The sequence below is a fragment of the Leptolyngbya sp. BL0902 genome, assembly GCF_016403105.1.
GTDB lineage: Bacteria > Cyanobacteriota > Cyanobacteriia > Phormidesmidales > Phormidesmidaceae > Nodosilinea.
Genome location: NZ_CP046155.1, coordinates 2,305,847 through 2,327,174 on the forward strand (window position 1 = coordinate 2,305,847; position 21,328 = coordinate 2,327,174).

Genomic DNA, 21,328 nt, shown 5'->3' on the forward strand with positions numbered 1-21,328 from the left:
CCGATGTTTCCTACTCCCCTTGCCCTCCTCAATCTCACCCATGACCGCAAAAAGTTTGCGACTTCAGTGGCGGGGGTAGCCTTTGCCGTGTTGCTGATGTTTTTATTTAATGGGTTTAAAAATGCGCTCTACGACAGCCAAACGCAGCTTTTAACCGAGCTTAATGGTGAGATTGTCATCATCAATCGGCTGAAGGAAAATATGTTTGTGCCTCGTTCCTTTGCCCGACGGCGGCTGTACCAAGCCCAAGCCTTTGAGGGAGTGGAAGGGGCCTACGCCATCTATACCAGCGAAGCCCGCTGGAAAAACCCCGAAACCCGCAAAACTCGGCCTGTGCGGGTGATTGCCTACAACCCCGCAGATCCGGTGCTGCTGTTGCCCGATGTGCTGGCCCACCGAGAAGACCTAACAATGCCCAACACGGCCCTCATTGATAGTCGCGCCAGGGCGGAACTAGGGCCAAGGGAAGCCGGAGTGATTACAGAACTAGCAGATCGAGAAATTCGCATTGTAGGCACCTTCAGCCTAGGCACAGACTTTGCTGCGGGCAACGGCAATTTAATCATGAGCGATCAGAATTTCCTGCGTTTTTTTGCCAACCGTGGCCCCGAGGAAGCCGAACGCAGTTTTTCTACCGCCGATATTGGTCTTTTGCACACCGCACCGGATACTGATATTCATGCCCTCGTCACAACTCTGCGGGAAAACCTGCCCCAAGATGTTTTGATCTTACCTAGAGATGGGCGCGAAGGCTTCATCATGCGGGAGCGGCTCTACTGGGAACAAAATACCAACATTGGCTTTGTATTTTCTCTTCTGACGGCTATGGGCTTTGTCGTCGGTATTATTTTGGTATATCAAATCCTCTACACTGACGTAGCTGATCATTGGTCAGAATATGCCACTCTCAAAGCCATTGGCTATACCAATCGTTATCTGATGGGCGTGGTGATTCAGGAGGCCATCATTCTCTCTGTATTTGGCTTTATTCCTGGCTTCTTAATTAGTCGAATTTTCTATAACCTAGGTGCAACGGTAACAGGCTTGGTCTTTAAAATGACGATAGAGCGAGTTGTCAATCTCTATATTTTAACCTTTGTGATGTGTTTAGTCTCTGGCTTAATTGCCGTTCGTAAAGTGCAGCGCACCGACCCAGCGGAGGTCTTTGGTCTATGAGTATCTTCCCTGCTGCATTCCCTTCAGATTCAGAGCCCCCACTCAATGATGTCTCTGTGCAGGTGCAGGGGCTCAACTATTTCTTTGGTAAAGGCGACCTGCGAAAACAAGCCCTCTTTGAAATTAACCTTAGCCTTCACCGGGGCCAGATTGTCATTATGACTGGCCCCTCTGGTTCTGGCAAAACTACCCTACTCACGCTGATTGGTGCCCTGCGGACAGTGGAACAAGGCAGTTTGCAGGTGCTAGGACGTGAGCTCCATGGTTTAGGCCATCGTCAGCGGGTGGAAGTGCGGCGGAATATTGGGTTTATTTTCCAGGCTCACAATTTATTTGCGTCCCTCACGGCAGCTCAAAATGTGGAAATGGCCGTAGAACTCACGAGTGGACTGCGACAAAAGCGCCAGCGGGCGGTAGAAATGCTAGCGCGGGTTGGTTTAGCAGATCGAGTGGATTATAAACCCGCTAACCTTTCCGGCGGACAAAAACAGCGGGTGGCCATTGCCCGCGCCCTGGTCAACCATCCCCAACTCATTTTGGCCGACGAACCCACAGCGGCCCTCGACAAAAAATCCGGGCGCGATGTCGTCACCATCATGCAGCAGCTCGCCAAAGAGGAGAACTGTACTATCCTCATAGTCACTCACGACAACCGTATTTTGGATGTAGCCGACCGTATTATTAATCTAGTGGATGGTCGTCTAGAATCTGATGAAAGCCCCCAGCAATTTGCCGACGCCCACGCCCTTAAAGCTCTAGATGGTAGTATGTTTGTCATGTAGAGTCTGACGCTATGCAAGCTCAGGAAGGCAACCATCCTGCCTGAAATAGACATGACTAAGTAGAATGGCTAAATTAAAATTAAGAGTTTGGCTCCGGGTTTCGACTGCGCTCAACCCTCCTTCTGCCTTGCGTGGGGGCATTGAGAAAAGTCGAAATGCGTTTTACCCATAATTGTGCCCCCTTACTTAAGAGGAGCTTTTCACGACATGAAAAAATTAGACTAAGTCCTGATTGATCGCGAGTTCTGCATTGGTGTTTCTCTTCCTATGGTGCTTTCTTTTTCTAGCACAGTTCAAGCCCTCACCTACACTAAGGTAGCAGACTATTTGCAAACAGCTAGCCTCTTCAAAGATCGTCTTCGCACCTACGAAGATCAGCCCAAATTTGATGTTCTCTACGGATCAACCTTGGTAGAAATTGAGGTTCTGCCCTGGGAAGTTCACCCCTGGCAAAAGGCCGACCTAGCCACGGTGCGAGCCACCAGTTGTGTGACCATGGGCAGTACGGTTAGCCCAGATTTAATGCGCTTTTTGCTGACCGAAAATCGTCGGATGCGGTTTGGGGCCTTTCACCTCGATGAGGCCGATCACGTCTTCTTTGCCGAAAGCGTCCTCGGTGGCGAAAATATGGACGTGATGGAACTGCAAACCTGCATTCTCTCCGTCGTTACCATTGCCGATACCTACGACGACCTAATTGCCGAACGATTTGGCGGCCAACGCGCCATCGACCGGATGGAGGGCGTCCAGAGGCTTTGATCTGACCCAATGGTGCAACCTTGACCTCGATGACAGCTACCCTAAGCAACGCCAGGATCAGGCTCCGAGGCGTTATGGATGGATCCCCTACGAATTCGCTATAACAGAACCATAGAAGGCAACCCCTGCTGCCCAGCATCGTCTGTAATCCCTAGCCCCAGCTATCAGTTCTAGAGGAAGAGCCGAAGACTATGAAACACGTAGGATGGATGCCCTGGAGTACGGTGTTGATGCTGGCCCTGGGCGGTGGATTAGCGGCGACGGCCCAGGCAGAGGTTGATCTAGGGCCAGAAACCGGGCCGGACGCCAGTTCTAGTCTCCAGGCCCAAAACCAGCCCCTTGTTCTACCTTTTACCGATGTTCCCAGCGACCACTGGGCCTACCAAGCCCTGCTTAACCTTGCTGGGGTGTACGGTTGCGTGGGGGGCTATCCTGACGGCACCTTTCGCGGGGAAAACGCCGTGACTCGCTATGAGTTTGCCGCCGGAATGGACGCTTGCCTAGGAGCACTGAATACGCTCCTTCAGTCGCAGCACGGCCAACGCCAGAGCCTAGAGACCTTCAGACAAGCCCTTGAGCAAGATCTCCAAGATCTGAGGTCGCTGGACAATACCCTCGATACGCTCAGCCCCTAGGGGCCAAGGCTGCGGTGGCGGCTACCCTAGGGCCTGAGGTGGGGGGCACCGTAGAGAGCTAAGGCCACGGTGGGCGTTTCCCCCAAGGTTATGCGGCGGTGGCGGGTGTGATGGGTAAAAGCGATGACGTCCCCTGGATTGAGGATAAGGTCTTGGGTAAAGGGTTCTGGCTGGGGTGGGTCAACCCCAAGGGAAGGCCCCCCCAGTTCATGGCGCATCTGCCCGCTCACCAGCGCTAGGATGCCCCAGGTATCGTAGGTTTTGGGCGCAATTTCAGGCCCCGGTAGCCAAGTTACCATCTGTAGGGTAAGGGGAAACTCGTGCTCTTGATAGAGGTCACGGCTGGCCCAGCCCTTCTCTGGATCAGGCGTCAGTGCGGTGGTTTTTAGCCAGTAGGAACTGCTCAGCAGCTTTCGCACCAGGGGGGTGATGGCCTCGATGCGGCTGATATCGTCGTGGAAGGTGGCGAGGATGTCTTCCACATCGGTGAGAAAGCGGTAGAGGCGGTAGTATTGCCCCGGTTCGAGGGAGTGAGGATGACCAAAGGGACGATATTGGCCGTCGTCGGTGACTAACCAGTTGTGATGCATGGGAGTACCCAAAAAAGTAGATTAGCCCCTTGGGGTTATCTCTACCTTAACGAAGGGCGGTAGCACTGGGAATGGGGCGTTCTTCAGTGCCACCGCCTTTGGGATGGCGGCGCATTTGCTGGGCTAGGGGTTAGGCTCCAGGCGCACCAGGCGACCGTTAGGGGCGTCGGTGAGGACGTAGATCAGGCCATCGGGGCCTTGGCGCACATCTCGCACCCGCTGACCGATGGGAATGCGTGCCTCGCTGACCAGTTGCCCCTGATCATCCAATTCCAAGCGCAGTACCGCCTGGGCCACCAGCCCCCCGGCAAACAACTGCCCCTGCCATTGGGGGTAACGGTCGCCGCGATACACCGCCAGCCCCGACGGCGCAATGGCGGGCGTCCAGTACAAGATTGGATCCGCTAAGCCGGGACGCGACACCGCATCCGAGATGGGGCCGCCGGAATATTCTTCGCTGTAGGTGACGAGGGGCCAGCCGTAGTTTTCCCCCGCTCGGAGCAGGTTCAGTTCATCCCCTCCCCGCGAACCGTGTTCCGTAGACCACACCTGCCCCGTTGCCGCATCCAGCGCCAGGGCTTGGATATTGCGATGGCCGTAGCTCCAGAGGGCCGGGTCGGTCTCGGCGGTGTTCACAAAGGGATTATCGGCGGGGATGGTGCCATCGTCATTCAGCCGCACAATGGCCCCCAGGTGAGTTTGGCGATTTTGGGCCTGGTGACGAATCAGTTCTCCATCCAGCCGCAGGGGCGGGTTGCCGCCATCGCCCACCGCCACCAGCAGGGTGTCATCGGGCAACCACAGCAGCCGCGAGCCAAAGTGCTGCCCCTGGGGTTTGTCGCGGTTGGTTTCAAAGATCACCGTCCAGTCGGTAAACCCCTGATCCTCCAGTCTGGCCCGTGCCACCCGCAGCCGATTGGCCTCAGCGGTGCCGTGGGCATAGGCCAAATACACCCAGCGATTGTCTTCAAACTGGGGATGCAGGGCAATGTCCAGCATGCCGCCCTGGCGCTCGGCCAACACCGGAGCCACCCCGGCCAGCGGCTCTGGATCGAGGACGCCATCCCGCACCCGCCGCACCCGCCCTGGTCGCTCGGTAATCAGCAGCGTGCCATCGGGCAACCAGGCCATGCCCCAGGGATGCTCTAGCCCCTCTAATACCGTCACCGCCTGCACCGACGCATCGGCTGGAGCATCAGGATTAGCCGCCACCGTTGCGGGGGCCTGGGCCAAGGGATCGAAACCCATTGTCCCTGAAGCGGTTGCCGTAGGGGGGGTGTCCGTTGATGACGGAGCCGATGATGGATCTATCGCCTCAGCCTCCGGTGTGGGCGAAGTACAGCCCACCAACAGCAGTGCCACCCAGATAAGGGACTGCTTGAGCCCGAATAACCGATCCCGTCGTGGCTGTCCCAAACCTCTTGCCGTCATGGCTATACCTCTACGCAAACGCTGGTTTCCCTTCCATTAGCGCACCACCATCACCCGGACGACCTCCCCCTGGGGCAGGATTTCTGTACCTACGGGCACCACCGCCAGGGCATTGGCCCCCGCCAGGTTTACCAGGTTGCCAGAACTGTGGCTCCCTCCAGCCAAGGTGAAGTCGTAACGACTAGGATTTTCGGGATTGGGAGACAGCCGCCCCCAGAGGTAGATTTCCCTGGGGCCACCGCCCTTGAGGGAGGACTGGGTAACGGCTTCAACAAACGTAGGCGACCAGTTTTCCCTCAGACCCGACCGCTTCCGTAGGGCGGGTTCCACAAAGCGCCAAAAGCTCACCAGGGCCGAAACTGGATTCCCCGGCAGGCCAAAGTACAGCGTGGGGGAAGGCTGGGTCGCCGTTGCCGGAAACGTGGCTACGGTTAAGGGTTTACCCGGTCTCACCGCCACGGCACGAATGTGGAGGGTTGCTCCTAAATCGGTCAGAATGTGATCGACATAGTCAAAATCCCCCACGGAAACGCCGCCGGAGGACAGAATTACATCGGATCGGGAGAGCGCAGACCGAATTGCCACCGCTAGGGCTTCCGGCTGGTCGGGCACAATGCCCAGCAGGATTGCTTCGGCCCCCGCTGCCTGCACCAGCGCCGCCAAGGCGTATTGGTTAGAGTCCACAATTTGCCCCGGCTGGAGGGGCGTTTCTGGGTTCACCAGCTCATCCCCAGTGGAAAGGATGGCTACCCGAAGCCGCCGAAACACCGGGACTTGGACGCACTGAGCCGCTGCCAACACCGCCAATTCTGGCCCACCTAACGCAGTTCCTGCGGACATGAGAGGTTGTCCGGCCTGGTAAAAGCTGCCACGATGGCGCACAAACTGACCGGGTTGGGGCGCTTCCAGGATGAAGACCTGATCCCCTTGGCGCTGGGTCACTTCCTGCATCACCACTGTGTCTGCTCCGACGGGCATCATCGATCCCGTGAGAATGCGGGCCGCTTGTCCTGGGGCCACGGGCTGGGTGGGGGGCTTTCCGGCGGGGATGATTTCGGTCAGCGCCAGGGATACGGGGTGATTGGCCCCAGCCTGGACAACGTCGGCATAGCGCACAGCATAGCCATCCATAGCGGAATTATCCCAGTGGGGCATATCCAAGCTCCCCGTGACGGGCTGGGCCAAAATGCGCCCCGCCGCCGCCCCCAATGGCACCGTTTCCACGGCCTCCGCCCCATCGAGGGGATGCACTAGAGATAAGATAAGGGCCTCCGCCTCCGCCGCTGGCACCATGGGGCTGTCCTGGGTTAACGCTACGTTTTGAGCCTACCCTTCTAGGCTAACCCCAGCAAGTCTTGGCAGGGTTTTCCGACCCCTCGGCCCAGGCTAAGGCTGGTTGGTGCCAGAGCCGGGGAGGCTGCTGTAGAGTGATAAAAGATTCACCAGAGAAGCCCCTAGGAGACAGGTTCACACCCATACTGCTGGTGGGGCAGCGTCGCCGAAGACCAAGTATCCGGCTTAGCTTGGCAAAGGATGGTGTCTTGATCGGCATTGAAACCCTGAATCTGATCTGGAAAATCCTTGGGAAGCCAGCGAAATCCTAGAAGCCACAGGTCTACAGATGTCGCCGTGGGCAGGGGCACCAAGGGCACAGCATCAAGGGATGCGGTAGGGCGGGGGTCGGGCGTGGAGAAAGGCAGGAAAGACCAGTAGAGGGGTGTAGTCTGTAGGTTACTTCGTTGGCTGATTTCCCACATTAAGCTGAGGCCCAGGGCAATTTCAGTATCCCCTTGATAGGGCATTAGAAAGAGTTGCGGGGGTGAGGATGGTACTATTTCATCAGCCAAATTTTCAGGATTATAGGGCGTGGTGAGGGCTAGATTGAATATGACAAAGATGCAGCTTATTCCTCCAGCTAAGAGAGGCAGGGCTGATTTGAATCTAATGTTAATACGAGACAATTTTGATGAATTAATCGACCATTTCTCTTGAGATCGGTGATTAACTAAGGTAGCTCCTAGCAAAGCGCAAACAGCAGGATAGTAAACAAAGTTATAGCGAGGTGCTAGGGATAGATCCTTGCCAAGGACATAAATGATAACCCAAAACTGAAGCAAGACCAAACCAATGAAGCAGATTAAGATATGAGCGGAAGTTCTCGCCCTCGAATCGTGCCTTAGCTGACGCAAGCCGCCGTAGGCTTCTTTCATCAGCCACCCGAAAAATACCACCATCAACACACCCATAGGGATGGCGATCCATGCGGGTTGCTGCTCAACGGGAAAGCTGACGACCATAATGATCCAGCCAGCTAACTTTTGATAAATGGGTGGAATATAGTTCACCCAGCTTGTTCTAGAGAGCGCTATCCAGTTGGTTTCTGGCCTCCCCATGTGATCTAAAATGATAGGCAACCAGGGAAGGTAGCTCGATAAAAGGGCTATTATGGCTAACCCTGCCATAGTCCAATGGCGAAATGTTAGATGAGATCGGTGCCTCAGCATCCATAGCAATAGCGTTCCTATCTGAGCTACTACAGCAATTAAAAAGAAGTAGTGAGTATACAGTCCGATAATATTCACTAGCAGCCAGAATATCCAAATCCAGAGCTGGATTCGTTGATGGCCTAGGTTGTTGATGATTTGAACTAGCCCTAGCAAGGCTAAGGCAACGCACAACATTGGAGCTGTATAGTGGCGGGCCTCCTGGGATAGGTCAACATGAAAAGGAGACACTGCCATCAATGCAGCGGCCATTAATCCTGCCATAGGAGAAAAAGCGCCACGATTGAGCGCGTACAGAACGATGACTGAAACCACCCCCAGGATTGCCGAAAATGATCGCAAACCCCAGGCTAGGGAAACATCAAACTGGGCAATTCCCTTGAGCCAGTAGTGTAGTCCACAAAAGAAGAGTGGAGGATGAATATCCTGAGTGGCGACTCGATGAGCAATTTCAGGGCAGCTAGAAGGACGAAGAGTGAAAATATCATGAATGGCTGAGACAGGCAGAAGAATATTACGAGGAACTGCATCAAATCCCTGGCCCAGACTGAAGAGAGCTGTGTAGGATTCATCTAGCCAAATCGGTCGAAAGTCAAGATAAAAAAATCGCAGCAGCAGGGAAAGACTAACCATGCTGATTAGCACTAGACCATGATAATAACTGGGTTTCACGTCAGTGGCTTAAAAAATGAATGTCTGAATTGTAGCCCTAGTCTTGTAGCCTTCAGCCCATTGACCACCAAGGCAATATCCCTGAACTCTGAAGGAAAAGCGTAAATCTGCGGCCCTTGGGCCATTTGCCGTTTACATGGAGAAGGATAAGGATGATTTCTCCAAGCCACCCTAAGCTCAGGAGGGCATCCTTCACGATCCCTCAACCCAGCAACGGCGGCGGACTAGAGAACAAATAAGCTCCTTGGTAAGGGCCTCACCCTCTGGTGGACAACGCCTAACCCAAGGTTTATCGTGATCTCGTTTGCGCGGGCGTTAGGCGATAGGCGGGCTATCAGAAAGGGCTGTCAGTCACCCTGTAGCCTCCGTAACCTATCTCGGTTGAGCCCCATCTACGCGAGGAATAATCCAGCATGGCAACGCTAAAAGTTGGTATTAATGGTTTTGGCCGTATTGGCCGCTTGGTGCTTCGGGGTGGCCTCACTAACCCCAACATCGAGTTTGTTGGCATTAACGACCTAGTACCCCCAGACAACCTAGCCTATCTGCTCAAGTACGACTCCACCCATGGCCGCTTTGACGGCACCGTAGAGGCAGCGGCAGACGGCATCATCGTCAACGGCAAAAAAATCCCCTGTATGGCGGTGCGAAACCCGGCGGAACTGCCCTGGGGCACCCTGGGCGCAGACTACGTAGTAGAATCTACCGGGCTCTTTACCACCTTCGATACGGCGTCTCAGCACGTTCAGGCTGGGGCTAAACGGGTGGTGCTCTCGGCTCCCACCAAAGATCCCGACAAAGTTCACACCATGGTGGTCGGCGTCAACCACGAAACCTACGACCCCGCCAAGGACACCATCGTGTCCAACGCGAGCTGCACCACCAACTGTTTGGCCCCCATCACCAAGGTTATTAACGACAACTTCGGCCTCAGCGAAGGGCTAATGACCACGGTACACTCCGTCACCGCCACCCAACCCACGGTGGATGGCCCCTCTAAAAAAGACTTCCGAGGTGGTCGGGGGGCAGGGCAGAATATCATTCCCTCCTCCACGGGGGCGGCGAAGGCTGTCACCTTGGTGCTGCCCGAACTCAAGGGCAAGCTGACGGGGATGGCCTTCCGGGTGCCCACCCCCAACGTGTCGGTGGTTGACCTCACCTTCAAGACCGAAAAAGCCACCACCTACGAGGACATTTGCGCCGCCATGAAGGCCGCCGCCGAAGGCCCAATGAAGGGCATCCTGGGCTATACCGAGGACGACGTGGTGTCTTCCGACTTCATCACCGATGGCCACTCCAGCACCTTTGATGCCGGGGCAGGCATTGGCCTCAACAGCAACTTCTTCAAGGTGGTGGCCTGGTACGACAACGAGTGGGGCTACTCTATGCGGGTGCTCGACCTGATGACCTACATGGCCCAAAAAGACGGCATCCTCTAGCCTTCCAGCGTCCGCCCAGGATGAGGGCGTTTAGGGCGCAGGGTCGTTAAACGAATCCCGCACTCCGGCGAAAGGAGTGCGGGTGTAGGATGGCACCGACGGCCAGAGGTATCCTCTGGCCGACCCAGGCTAGCGGGCCGGGAAATACAGGACGGGATGCCAACTGCGGCGTAGAATGTCGCGGGTGAGGCTGGGGGTAGACCACTTCAGGAATCCTCCGAGGCTGCTGGCACAGGTGGCAATCGCTCCGATATCGTACTGTTCGGCGGTGAGCATAATTTGTTGAATCGGGTCGCCCTCCACAACGGTGGTATTGACGACCAGCCCCAGGCTGGAGAGATCCGCCTGAATTTTCTCGCATTCCGCCTGGGCTTGCTCAACGGGATGATCGCCATGAAATTCGCGGCGGATATTGTCATCAATCACCCACAGCAGCCGTACCCGCTCTAGCACCGAGTGGGGGTTGCCCTGCACCTGCTGTCGTACCTTATCAATTAAGGTGTGGCCCATTTCTTGACCATCGTAGGGCAGCAGCAGGTAGCGGAATAGGTGAGTCGCCCGTAGCTCTAGCTCGGCGGTGGTGTAGGTGGAGATCAGCTGAGGCCGCAGAATCATCAGGGGGACGGAGGTTTTTTCCGCCAGTTGCATCGTGGTGCTGCCAAACAGCTTTTCCTCAAGCATCGTCCGGGTCGGCGATCCTAGAAAAATCACGTCGGCCTTACACTGCTTGGCAAGGCGGAGAATATTGTCGCTGGCCCGCCCCATTTGCACCTCCACCTTCACCTCAACGTGGTCAGGCACATTCCGCAGGATATCCGTGATGCGCCGCTTGGGCTGGGCCAGAAGTTCTGGGTCACTGCTAGGAATTTCCCGCTCCGCATCAATGGCAACGTTATGAAAAAAGGTGAGGGATTGAAATCCCCCGGCTGCCAGACTGGGCACAAACTGCGCCAGACGATGCATCCCATCGGTAAAATCTGTACAAATCAGAGCGCGTTGAAACATAGTTGCCTCGTCGTTGCCTCGTCTCAGTGCAAAGGGGCAAGCCCTGCCCAATACCCGTCCAGACGTCGTTCGCAGACGCTCAACCGCAGGTACTTAGCCAGCATGGTCAGCTATGGCCATACCCCGCTACCACTACGATAACGTTTGGACAGAATGTTTCAACGCAGGGGACAGGGCATCCCCGCAGGGAAGGCAATGGCATAGCTAGCGTAGATCCTGAACCCACTGACCGCATTCCACCAAGGAAGCGGAGAAAGCTTGAAGCATCTGGGGCAAACATCTGGGAGTAAAGGCAAAAATCATCATTTCAGTAGCGGGTTGATGATGACCCTAGCTCCTAGGGGCTCGACGCAGATCAGATAAACCGAAGACGGAACCAGTTTTGATGCAACAACACCAGGGGATATGGACTCGCGGTCTGAGGCAGTAGTTAAGAAGCGGAGGCCCCAACATCCCTTGCCTGATTCTTGAGAACCCTGCGAGAGAGGGAGGTCGCCATCTTCAAAACAGACTAGCGAAACCTCGGAAGGCGCGATCTAAGCACGCTACATTTGGGGATTTGGGCCAATGCCCCATTCGTGCTTCAGAAACTGCTTGTACATGGTTTCGCGCATCATCATTTGCTCGTAGAGCTTGACCAGAAATTGTTGGGCCTGTTCACGGCTCATCTGGTTTACCTGGGTCTCGAAGGATCTGAGGTTAAACTGCTGCTCTAGGGAAAGTTGCATCGGTTCGTTCATGGTTCGACTCCTGAGAGAGAACAACGCTGGGGCCTATCGTTGGATAGCCCAACTGAGTACGCCGCTTTTCCTAGGGCCTGGGCGGTGAGAGCAGCCCAGAGAACTCTAGGGAAAGAAACATGGTCAAGATGCGGCCCTTGAACAATGTTTTACAAATTATAACAATTGTTTGACAAAGGCTCTAACTTGACAGGGCGACGATATAGCCAGTAAGCCCTAAAGTGGCTTAACTGGACTAAAGGTTTACAATTTTTAGCAATAATGACTGAGTAAAAATGCTCAGGACGAACGATTCACCGAAAAGACGGTGGGCTGATGGATCGTCGAATGGGGAAGCCGGGAACTAGGGCGTCTGTTCCGCCAGTTGTTGCAGCAGGGTTTCGAGCTGCTGCTGGGCTTGACCATAGCGCTGCCAGTCGCCTTGCTGAAGGGCGGTTTGGCCGTCTTGGTAGGCGGTGAGGGCCGATTGAATCAGGCTGCTCAGATCGCTGGGTAGGGGAGTGGGAACGCTGCCGTCAGAGCCGCCGGGGCTCTCGATGGCGGGAAGACGGGCCGCGCCAAAGATGGCCTCTAGGGCTTGGTCGAGGGTTTCGCGCATCACCACCTGATCGCCGTAGGACACAATTACCCGCCGCAGTTCTGGCAGCGCCCCCTGTTCCGCCCGTAGATAAATGGGCTGGACGTAGAGCAGGGATTGTTCGATGGGAATCACCAGCAAATTACCTCGCAGCACCCGCGACCCCTGCTGGCCCCAGAGGGTGATTTGTTCGGAGATTTCCGGGGTTTGGTTAATGCGGGCTTCGATCTGGCTGGGGCCAAAGACGAGTTCCTGCTTGGGGAATTCATAAAGCATCAGCCGACCATAATTCTCGCCATCGGAACCGCCCGCTAACCAGGCAATCATGTTGTCGCGGTTGGCGGGGGTGAAGGGCAGAATTTGCAGAAATTCCTCCTGCTCCAGCTTGGGCAGTTTCATGATGATGTAGTAGGGGGCCATGGTTTCCAATCGGCCATCCACAGAATGTTCGGGGAAGCGCCAGAGGTCTTCGCGGTTGTAGAAGACTTCGGGGTTTTCCATGTGGTAGGCCCGGTACATTTGGGCCTGGATGGTGAAGATGTCTTGGGGATAGCGCAGGTGTTGCCGATAGCTGGCGGGCATGGCCTCGCTGGGCTGAAACAGGTCGGGGAAAATCTTTTGGTAGGTGGCGAGAACGGGGTCGGTGGTGTCGCGGACAAAAAATTCTAGGGTGCCGTCGTAGGCGTCGATGAACACCTTCACCGCGTCCCGAATATAGTTGGTGCTGGGCGGCAGCAGGCCATAGCTGGGGTCAGAGAGGGCCAGGAGGGTACTGTAGCGTTGCAGGGGTTCGGCGTAGGGGTAGCGGTCGCTGACGGTGTAGCCATCCATTACCCACTTCATCCGGCCATCCACCACCACCATGTAGGGGTCGCTGTCGTAGGTGAGAAAGGGGGCCACCCGCTGCACCCGGTCGCGGATCAGGCGGTGGTAGTGGATGCGGGAATCGCCATTGAAGTAGTTGGAAATCAGGATTCGCAGGTTGCCCAGGTCGTAGGCGTAGGCAAGGCGGCGCAGGAGGGAATTCAGCGGCACGCCCCCCTGTCCGGTATAGCGGTAGGTGGCGTTGGTGTCACCCAGGGGGTAGTCAAATTCGTCGGTGTTGGTGCCCGTGAAAATGTAGTTGGCGGTGTCCTCCCCGTAGTAAATGCGGGGCTGATCCAGGGCCAAATCCACATTGGAGTCCGGCGGCACATTCCGCAGGAAAAATTCCGGCATCCCGTTGCTGGCCACCCGGTTGACGGGGCTCATCACCAGGCCAAAGCCGTGGGTGAACTTGAGCTGGCGGTTAATCCAGTTCTGGGCCTCCGGCGGCAACTGCGCCACCGATAGCTCGCGGGCGGAGAGCGTTACCTGGCGATAGTCGCCGTTGAGGGTGTAGCGGTCGATATCGACATCGCTGAAGTTGTAATAGAGCCGAATTTCCTGAAGCTGCTTGTAGGAACTCAGCAGCGGCACATCGTCCCACAGGCGAATGTTGCGAACCGTGGGCTGGTTGTTGTCCAAAATGGCCCGATCCAGGGGACTATCGGCGGGAAAGGGCTCCGCAACCACCTCCGTCAGGTTGTAGGCTTGGCGGGTGAAGGCGATATTGTGCTCGATGTAGGGCCGCTCCATGGTGAGTTCGTTGGGCTCCACCACAAAGTTTTGCTGAAACCAGGGGTACAGCCCATTCACCAGAATCAGCACCGCCAGGTATAGCCCCATACCCACAATCGGCAGGGAAAAGCCGCTGCGCCACAGGGCCAACACAAACAGCACCGCAATGGCCAGGGTGACAAAGCCCATCAGCCAGTAGGCTTGCAGCCGCGCATGGACATCGGTATAGCCTGCCCCAAAAATCACCCCGGATTCCGAATACAGCAGAGAGTAGCGATCCAGCCAGAAGCCCACCGCCAGCAGCGCCGCCAGCGCCGCCAACAGCAAACACAAATGGGCCTTGGCCTCCCCGGTGAGGAAATACTTCCAGCCCCGCTCAGGCCGAATTTCCCCCTTCATGCCGTAGACGGCCAGGGTTAGCAGCAGCGCCCACACCACCAGCCCCAGCAGGTTGCTCTGCAAGCCCTGCCACAGGGGCAGGCGAAACAGGTAAAAGCCGATGTCGTGGTTAAAAATTGGGTCGGCTTGGCCAAAGTCGGAGGGATTGAGGAACCGCAAGACCCGCTCCCAGGCCGCTGCCCCCCGCCACGCCGCTCCCAGAGCCAGCAGCCCAATGGCCCCCAAACCGCCCAGGTGCAGCAGTTGTTCAAACTGTTCCTGCTGCTGAGGACTGCTGTAGCGGCTAGACAACCGATAACTGCGTTCGCGGGTAATCACCCTGGCCAGTTGATAGTTGCCCCACAGCCAGAGGGCCGTGAGCCCAAAGGTGCCCAGCCCTAGCCCCAACTGCCACCGCAGCCGCTTGCCAAAGACGGATCCATAGCCCACCGACTGAAACCACCAGGATTCCGTCAGCAGGTGAACCAGGCTACCCATCATCACCAAGATTGCCACGGCCACCAATAACCAGGGTAGCCAGCGACCGCCGCGATAGGTGGGCCATGCAGATTTGGAAGATTTGGGAAAAGTCACAGGGGCTAGGATCTAGAGTGTTGAGCGTTCGCCCTGATCCTAACCCAAGGGAGAAAAGGGGTTAGCCCTTGGTAACGTTTTCTCAAGGGTGTGGCCCTCCCAAGGATTGTCTTCTCAGGAAGTTCCTGCCAAAAGAAGCCCACCCTTGGGCGCAGGGATTGAGGATCCTAGGAGGAAGAGGTGGCCCGATTAAAGCGCCGATTGCGCCAAGCCCGAATCGCCTGGGCCTGCCGTTGTACCGCCGTGAGGTACTGGGTAGTGGATAGTTCCTCCGTGGGGGCAGGGGGCGGAGCTGACCGAGTGGTGGATAGACATTGCGTAAGGCTGTCGAGGTGGGGTTCTAGGGCCAAATCCCGCACCAAATGGTCGATGGACTCGTAGCGATCCCGAGGATCAGGGCGCAGCATCTTGTCCAAGACGGTGGCAAAGTGGTCGCTGATAGTAACGGTGTGTCGCCAGCGCACCTGGCCTGTTTTTGGTTCGCTGTCAAACTCGATGGGGGTGCGGGTTGTCAGCATGAACAGGCAGGTCATGCCCAGGGCGTAGATGTCGCTGCTGTAGCAGGGGCGCAGGGCCAGTTGTTCCGGCGGCGCAAACCCCGGCGTTCCCACAAACTGGCTGACGGGAGCCTGGTGGGCATGGGCGTCTTCCAAATCCGTCAAAAACTCTCGCACTGCCCCAAAGTCAATCAACACCAGGCGACGGTCAAACTCGCTGCGGATGATGTTGGGGGGTTTGATATCGCGGTGAATGATGCGGTTGCGGTGGATGAACTGCAACACCGGAATCATTTCCTGCAAGAAAAACTTCACCTGGGCCTCGGTTTGGCGGCCTTGCTTGCGAACTTCCTGGGCAATCGTCTGTCCCTGGATATATTCCTGCACCAGATAAAATTCACCCCGAATGGTGAAGTAGTCGAGCAGGGAGGGAATTTGGGAGTGGCTGCCCAAGTTGGCCAACACCTTAGCTTCTCGCCGAAAGCGCACCTTGGCCCGCTCTAGGGACAGATTATTTTTGGTTCGGGGGGCCAACTGCTTAATCACGCAGCGGGGCTGACCCGGTAGCCGCATATCCTGGGCCAGATAGGTGACGCCAAACCCTCCCTGCCCCAGGGCGCGTAACACGCGGTAGCGCTCCCGAAATAGGGCCTGGGACTGATAAAACGCGCCAATTTCACCGCTGAAGCTGCGATCACGATGCCCATGGGAGGATGAGACGACGGGGTCTGACATAGGAAAAAACCGAGGGCCGCAGAACCAGGGAGGCGCACCAAGCTGCTACCCAGCGTAGCGTGATGCTTCTATTCTACTAGTATGCCCATCGAGCGGCCCTAAGCCGTCTTGCCCTAGGATTTGGCCCGCCTTCTGTCTAGACGTTCCTCGGTACCCTAGGCTTGGGGCAGCCAAAAGGTAAAGGTTGTCCCCTGGCCCAGGCAACTGGTGACGCTAATTTCACCCCCCTGCACCGTAACTAAGCGTCGGCAGATGGTGAGGCCGAGGCCCGTACCGCCGGAACTGCGGTTGCGGGAGCGGTCGGCTCGCCAGAAGCGTTCAAACACGTAGGGGACGTCTTCCTCGGCAATGCCAATGCCCGTATCCGCCACGGAAAGATAGACGCGGTTGGGTTCGGCCCAGGCGCGTACTACAACTTTGCCCTGGTCGGTGTAGCGCAGGGCATTGCCGAGCAGGTTAATTAAAATTTGCTCAATGCGGCTGGGGTCGGCGTAGACGGCGGGCAGATCGGGCGGGCAATCGAGCACCAAGGCCACCTGATCGGGGTGGGCCTGCTGTCCCTCAAAGGTCTGGATCAAAACCTCTAGCAGCGGCGGCAAGGCCAAGCTCTGGGCCTGAATCGGCAGATAGCCCGCCTCCAGCTTAGAGAGTTCCTGGAGGTCGTTAACGAGGCGCTGAAGACGAGTGGTTTCTGCGGCGAGCCGTTCGTAGAGTTCCGGCTGGGGGGGGACGGTACCATCGGCCAAGCCCTCTAGGTAGCCGTGGAGAATGGTCAGGGGGGTACGTAGCTCATGGGTGAGGTCGCCCACCAGTTCCCGTCGCCGCTGTTCCACCCCCTCCAAGTCGGAGGCCATGCGGTTAAAGCTATTGGCCAACCGCTGAATTTCCAAAATCTCGGAGGAGGGCACCCGCGCCGCCAGATCGCCAGCGGCAAACTGGCGAGTAATCTCAGCCATCTGGTCAAGGGGCCGAATAATCCGCCGCGAGACCCAGTAGCTCAGGGCCCCCGCCGCGCCGCCCCCCACCAAAATCGACCACACCATGCCCTTGCTCCAGGCTTCCTCTACCCCCTTGAGCAACTGGGTGCGGCGATGAAGGCTCATCACCCCGTTTTCGTAGCGCTGCATGGTAATCACCAGCAGCCGAGGCGTGTATAGACGGCCCACCACCACCAGGGTGACAATGCCCACCGTCATCACCGCCATGTGGGAGAGAAAGAGGCGCGTGCGCAGGTTGCCCTTGGCCATGCCGATTCTCAACTGGGAGTTTGCTGAAGATCGGGCTGCTCTTCCGGCAAAATAGCTCCCTCCACCGGACAGACCTGAAGGCAAATGCCGCAGTCAATGCAGGTGGAAAAGTCAATCCAGTACCAGTCGGTACCTTTGGTGTTCTTGCCAGGGCCTTCGTGAATACAGGCTACCGGGCAAGCATCGACGCAATCCGCAACTCCTTCACAGACATTCGTAACAATGGTGTGGGCCACAGGGTCTCCTTATCGTGGTGAAACTCAAACAACGGGCAAGGTGCGATGCCGACAACGGTAAACCAAGCAGGCCACCCGCAGCATCAGGCAACACTGTGCCGCCAAACCGACCGACGCCCCGGCCCAGAATCCGTATGATCCTGGACTGGGCGCTGACCATGTATCACGTTAGTGTAGGGTTTCGATTTGTGGCAACCCATTGGCGTCAATCCAGGCAATGTGCTGGATGTGGCGATGGCGGGCAACGGCTCGCAGGGCATCCTGGGAGGGCACCTCCGCCAGGTGTACTTCTGCCCGCACTAAATTGGCCGAACCCCGGAGAGTTTGGGCATAGGTAAAGGCCGCCACCGCCGCCTGGGGCACCGTGGGCACCACCAGCCAGTCGCTGGGAGGGGTGCTCTGGGGCAGTCGTCCACTGGGCAAGAGCGCCTGGTGCAGCATGTCAATGTCAAACACAAAGCCAATGCCGGGGAAGCCTGCACCTTCGGGGCTAAACACCTCCAGCAGGTGGTCGTAGCGGCCCCCGCGCCCTAGCACCTGACAACCCAGTTCCGGCGGACTCACCACCTCAAACACCAGACCCGTGTAGTAGTCAAAGGTTTGAATCAGGCTGAGGTCGAGGATGAGCGCAGGTCGATCCAAGGCTTCTCCCTGGGAGGAGGGCACCTCGCGCAGCAGCGCCACCAAGGACTTGAGCCGCTGAAGGGACGCCTGCCCCTCCGGCCCTAGGTCTAGGGTGCCCAGGGCTTGCAGAATATCCTCAGGCTCCCCTCGCAGGTCTAGCAGGTAGAGCGCCTGTTCCCGCTGCTGGGGCGATAGATCAAGGGTTTCTAGGGTAACGCGATCTAGATGGGCTAGGGACTGGCGTACCGCCCTCCGCACCGCCGCTGGAAATGGCTCCAGCAAGGCACGGGTGAGCTGAGCATCCCCCAACAGCAAGCTCCAGCCCCGCAGGTTGAGGCTGGCCAGTCCGTCGGTGAGCAGCAGCAGCATTTCGGCATCGGCTAGGGGATCCCCAGCCCCCAGCAACTCTACCCCCGCCTGGAAAAATTCCTGCTGACTGCCCCGGTGCCCCTGGTCGGCCTGCCGGAAGACGTTGGCGTTGTAGTACAGCCGCTGGGGGTAGGTCACACGGCTAAGCCGACTCACCGCCGCCCGCGCAATGGAGGCCGTCAGTTCTGGCCGCAGACCCAGGCGTGGCCCAGCGGCCTGGTGTAGCTCAATCACGGCCTCCTGGTCAATGGCACCCCCGGCCATCAGCGTATCCAGCCGCTCGATGGTTGGTGTAATGATGCGGTGGTAGCCCCAGCGCTGAAAGACTTGTTCAAGGCGATCCTCAATCCAGCGTTTTTGGGCCACATCTAGGGGCAATAAATCCCGCGCTCCGGTTGGCGGCTGATAAACCATTATTTTTTCTTCCCTCCAAATAATCCACCAAAGAAGCCCCCCCCCTTGTCTTCGGGCTTGCCCTTAGCGGGGGAGGCCCCCTTGGCCGGGGGCTGGCTCCCTCTGGCCGGAGGTTTTCCAGGGGGGGCCTTGGCTGCACTGGTTTGGCCTCTTTCCAGCTTGGTCTGAATGGCCTGGGCGATCTCATCTTCAGGGGCCAAATCCAGCGCCCGCTTGGCATGAACCTTGGCCATGGTGGCTTGCCCCGCCTTGAGGTAGAGGCTGGCCAAATAACTGTGGCACTTGGCGCTGTTGGGATAGGCTTTTAGGGCCTCCCGCATTTCTAAGACCGCCCGACTATAGTCATGGTCTACTTCAAAATCCTGGGCTCGCTTTAGGTAGCTCTCTAAAATCATCGCCTGGGTGCGACGAGGGGGCGGCGAGGGAGCTTTGGCCGGAGCGCCCGGTGGCGGCGGCGGGGCGGCAGCAGCCGGGGCAGAGGCAGCCGGACGAGCACTGGCCATGGGGCCGTCGCTGGTGCGATACAGGTACACCAGATTTAGCTCGCTCAACTGGCCGATCACGTTTAACGTCTGGGTTAACTGTTCGTACTGCTGATTGGCCAAGGCTTTGACAGCTTGATCGTAGGCCAAGTCTACCTGGGATGCCTGGAGCAATGTCTGGGCGGACGCACTGGTAACGGCCGGGGGCGTGGGGGATCGCCGCAGTCCTTGCCCCTTGAGCTTCAGGATAATCTGGTGCTCGCTGAAGATTTTTTCCTGACTCAGAGCTTCGTAGGCCGGGTTCACCCATTTCGAGAGCAGATCACTAGCCTGTTGGGCATCCTCGTCGGAAATGCCCGAAAGGCTATCGGGGTGAAGCTTACGAGCAATCATGAGGTAGCGCTTGCGCACCGCTTTGGCATCGGCGGTAATCGGAATCCCTAGCACCGCATGGTGATCCTCAAAGTCGAGGCTAAACAGTCCGGTATCGAGTTTCATGGTTCGCTATTTTCCTTCGCCTTCACCGCACTAGGCCCAAGCCCTTTTCAGAGTATTCCATTTCTAGGGTGGTCTGGGCTATCGCCCACCCCAATTCCTATCCCAAACGGGGGAGTTCCTCCCAGGTGATCTTCCTAGGGTAACTCTGTTCCCTATAGACTCGCCTGATCACCCCTTCTTGGCCACGGCGAGACACCCAGTTGGGCCGTCGATGGGGGATGAAGCGAGCCAGCAGGGGCGTGAACGCTAAGGGCGGGGCTCAGCCATCGGTGGCGACGTTCCCAGCATGGCCTGAAACCAAGCCTCAAAGCGATCTCCTAGGGCCGGAAGGGAGTATTCCGTTTCGGCCTGCTGACGACAGGCTACGCGATCCAGAGCCTCAATGCGGGTTAGGGCCTCGGCCAGGGCAGCGATATCGTCGGGGGGCACCAGCCAGCCCGTAGTTCCAGACCGCACAATTTCGGCGGGGCCACCCCGGTCGTAGGCAATCACAGGCACCCCACAGGCCAGGGCTTCGATGGCCACATTGCCAAAAGCCTCCACCCAGCGAGGGGTCATCACTAGGGCGCGGCACTGGCCCACAATCGCTTGCAGGGCCTGGGTGGGCAAAAAGCCGAGGTAGCTGTCTGCCGCCTGGGGAAAGCGCTGACCCAGGCTTTGCCAGTAGGCTTCATCCTCCAGCTTGCCTAAAATCTTCAGGGGGATTTGGGCCATCTCCGTCGCGGCGAGGGCATCCTCCAGGGCTTTTTCCGGGGAGATGCGCCCCAGCCACGCCACCGCCTGCCCCGGAGTCGGACAAAACTGATAGCAGCTCAAATCAATGGCGCTACTGAGAATCTTGAAGGCGGCACCACAGCCAAAGGTCTCGGCCTGGGTGCGGGTATAGGCTCCAAGGCGGCCAGGGAACTGATCGGCCACCTGCCGCACCGCCCCATCCATTGCGTCGCTGAGGGAACCCATCGTAACGAAGTGGGCCACCGGGGTTTGAAAAAAGGGGGTGAGGTAGAAGGGGAGCCAGTCGTAGGCAAAGTTGACGATTAAATCATAGGCGTCTTGATGTTGGCGGGCGGTGTCCCACATGCGCCCCAAAACCCCATCCTGATGCAGAACAATGGGGGTGTCGCGCCCCTGGGTGTGGGCGGTGGGCTGAAGCGGGCCAGAAACGCCAACCACAGGCAAATCCCCCAGCACTGAGCCCGCCGGAGCAAGAATGGTAACGTCATGCCCCCGCCGCCGCAGTTCTTGCCCTAGGTTCAGCAATGTTAGTTCAACGCCGCCCCCCAACCCCGACCCCAGCGGCCCCACCGGGGTAGACACCAACAGCAACCGTAACCGATCCATACAC

Annotated in this window: 18 protein-coding genes; 5 read left to right on the forward strand and 13 right to left on the reverse strand. The window is 57.5% G+C overall.

All coding sequences use genetic code 11. From position 1 onward, the window contains the following. Positions 1–3: 3 nt before the first annotated feature. The 4 genes from devC (at position 4) to GFS31_RS10255 (ending at position 3,352) form a co-directional block, all read left to right on the forward strand. Positions 4–1,176 carry an ABC transporter permease DevC gene (gene devC, locus GFS31_RS10240; protein WP_198804739.1) on the forward strand — a complete coding sequence of 391 codons (1,173 nt, stop codon included), beginning with the start codon at positions 4–6 and terminating at the stop codon, positions 1,174–1,176. After that, positions 1,173–1,958 carry a DevA family ABC transporter ATP-binding protein gene (locus GFS31_RS10245; RefSeq protein ID WP_198804740.1) on the forward strand — a complete coding sequence of 262 codons (786 nt, stop codon included), beginning with the start codon at positions 1,173–1,175 and terminating at the stop codon, positions 1,956–1,958. The genes devC and GFS31_RS10245 overlap by 4 nt, the downstream gene beginning before the upstream one ends. Positions 1,959–2,225: 267 nt before the next feature. Then, entirely contained in the window at positions 2,226–2,717 is a 492-nt protein-coding gene (locus GFS31_RS10250) for a T3SS (YopN, CesT) and YbjN peptide-binding chaperone 1 (RefSeq protein ID WP_198804741.1), read from the forward strand. 191 nt (positions 2,718–2,908) lie between these two features. Continuing rightward, the gene (locus tag GFS31_RS10255) at positions 2,909–3,352 is read left to right on the forward strand and encodes an S-layer homology domain-containing protein (protein WP_225907372.1); all 444 of its coding nucleotides are present in this window, start codon (positions 2,909–2,911) and stop codon (positions 3,350–3,352) included. Between the two features lie 26 nt (positions 3,353–3,378). On the opposite strand, the gene GFS31_RS10260 is transcribed toward GFS31_RS10255, so the two are convergent. The 4 genes from GFS31_RS10260 to GFS31_RS10275 all read right to left on the reverse strand — a co-directional run bounded on the left by GFS31_RS10260 (position 3,379) and on the right by GFS31_RS10275 (position 8,510). Further along, positions 3,379–3,942, reverse strand: coding sequence for a cupin (locus GFS31_RS10260; RefSeq protein WP_198804742.1), 564 nt, complete (start codon positions 3,940–3,942; stop codon positions 3,379–3,381). Positions 3,943–4,065: 123 nt separating this feature from the next. Continuing rightward, positions 4,066–5,373, reverse strand: a complete 1,308-nt coding sequence (locus tag GFS31_RS10265; RefSeq protein WP_198804743.1) for a PQQ-dependent sugar dehydrogenase — start codon at positions 5,371–5,373, stop codon at positions 4,066–4,068. Between the two features lie 36 nt (positions 5,374–5,409). Continuing rightward, a complete protein-coding gene (gene glp, locus GFS31_RS10270) occupies positions 5,410–6,666 on the reverse strand; it encodes a gephyrin-like molybdotransferase Glp (RefSeq protein WP_198804744.1) in 1,257 nt (418 codons plus the stop codon). 161 nt (positions 6,667–6,827) lie between these two features. Next, a complete protein-coding gene (locus GFS31_RS10275; protein WP_198804745.1) occupies positions 6,828–8,510 on the reverse strand; it encodes a glycosyltransferase family 39 protein in 1,683 nt (560 codons plus the stop codon). Between the two features lie 452 nt (positions 8,511–8,962). Between GFS31_RS10275 and gap the strand changes: the two genes are divergently transcribed. After that, positions 8,963–9,988 (forward strand): type I glyceraldehyde-3-phosphate dehydrogenase, encoded by a 1,026-nt coding sequence (gene gap, locus GFS31_RS10280; RefSeq protein ID WP_198804746.1) that lies wholly within the window; start codon positions 8,963–8,965, stop codon positions 9,986–9,988. 129 nt (positions 9,989–10,117) lie between these two features. Here the strand turns inward: gap and GFS31_RS10285 are convergent, their stop codons facing one another. The 9 genes from GFS31_RS10285 to GFS31_RS10325 form a co-directional block, all read right to left on the reverse strand. Beyond that, the gene (locus tag GFS31_RS10285) at positions 10,118–10,993 is read right to left on the reverse strand and encodes a universal stress protein (RefSeq protein WP_198804747.1); all 876 of its coding nucleotides are present in this window, start codon (positions 10,991–10,993) and stop codon (positions 10,118–10,120) included. A 545-nt stretch (positions 10,994–11,538) separates the two neighbouring features. Then, positions 11,539–11,733 (reverse strand): NblA/ycf18 family protein, encoded by a 195-nt coding sequence (locus GFS31_RS10290; RefSeq protein WP_198804748.1) that lies wholly within the window; start codon positions 11,731–11,733, stop codon positions 11,539–11,541. 343 nt (positions 11,734–12,076) lie between these two features. Then, a complete protein-coding gene (locus GFS31_RS10295; RefSeq protein WP_225907373.1) occupies positions 12,077–14,881 on the reverse strand; it encodes a UPF0182 family protein in 2,805 nt (934 codons plus the stop codon). A gap of 167 nt (positions 14,882–15,048) precedes the next feature. Continuing rightward, positions 15,049–16,113 carry a serine/threonine-protein kinase gene (locus GFS31_RS10300; protein ID WP_198804749.1) on the reverse strand — a complete coding sequence of 355 codons (1,065 nt, stop codon included), beginning with the start codon at positions 16,111–16,113 and terminating at the stop codon, positions 15,049–15,051. 155 nt (positions 16,114–16,268) lie between these two features. Beyond that, a complete protein-coding gene (locus GFS31_RS10305; RefSeq protein WP_198804750.1) occupies positions 16,269–17,360 on the reverse strand; it encodes a sensor histidine kinase in 1,092 nt (363 codons plus the stop codon). 8 nt (positions 17,361–17,368) lie between these two features. Beyond that, positions 17,369–17,596, reverse strand: a complete 228-nt coding sequence (locus tag GFS31_RS10310; protein WP_198804751.1) for an indolepyruvate ferredoxin oxidoreductase subunit alpha — start codon at positions 17,594–17,596, stop codon at positions 17,369–17,371. Positions 17,597–17,764: 168 nt separating this feature from the next. Next, entirely contained in the window at positions 17,765–19,003 is a 1,239-nt protein-coding gene (locus GFS31_RS10315) for an ATP phosphoribosyltransferase regulatory subunit (RefSeq protein ID WP_198804752.1), read from the reverse strand. Continuing rightward, entirely contained in the window at positions 19,003–19,983 is a 981-nt protein-coding gene (locus tag GFS31_RS10320; protein ID WP_198804753.1) for a J domain-containing protein, read from the reverse strand. Before GFS31_RS10320 ends, GFS31_RS10315 begins: the two co-directional genes overlap by 1 nt. Positions 19,984–20,229: 246 nt before the next feature. Further along, positions 20,230–21,324: a glycosyltransferase family 4 protein gene (locus tag GFS31_RS10325; protein WP_198804754.1), complete on the reverse strand. Its 1,095-nt coding sequence runs from the start codon at positions 21,322–21,324 to the stop codon at positions 20,230–20,232. Positions 21,325–21,328: the final 4 nt, after the last annotated feature.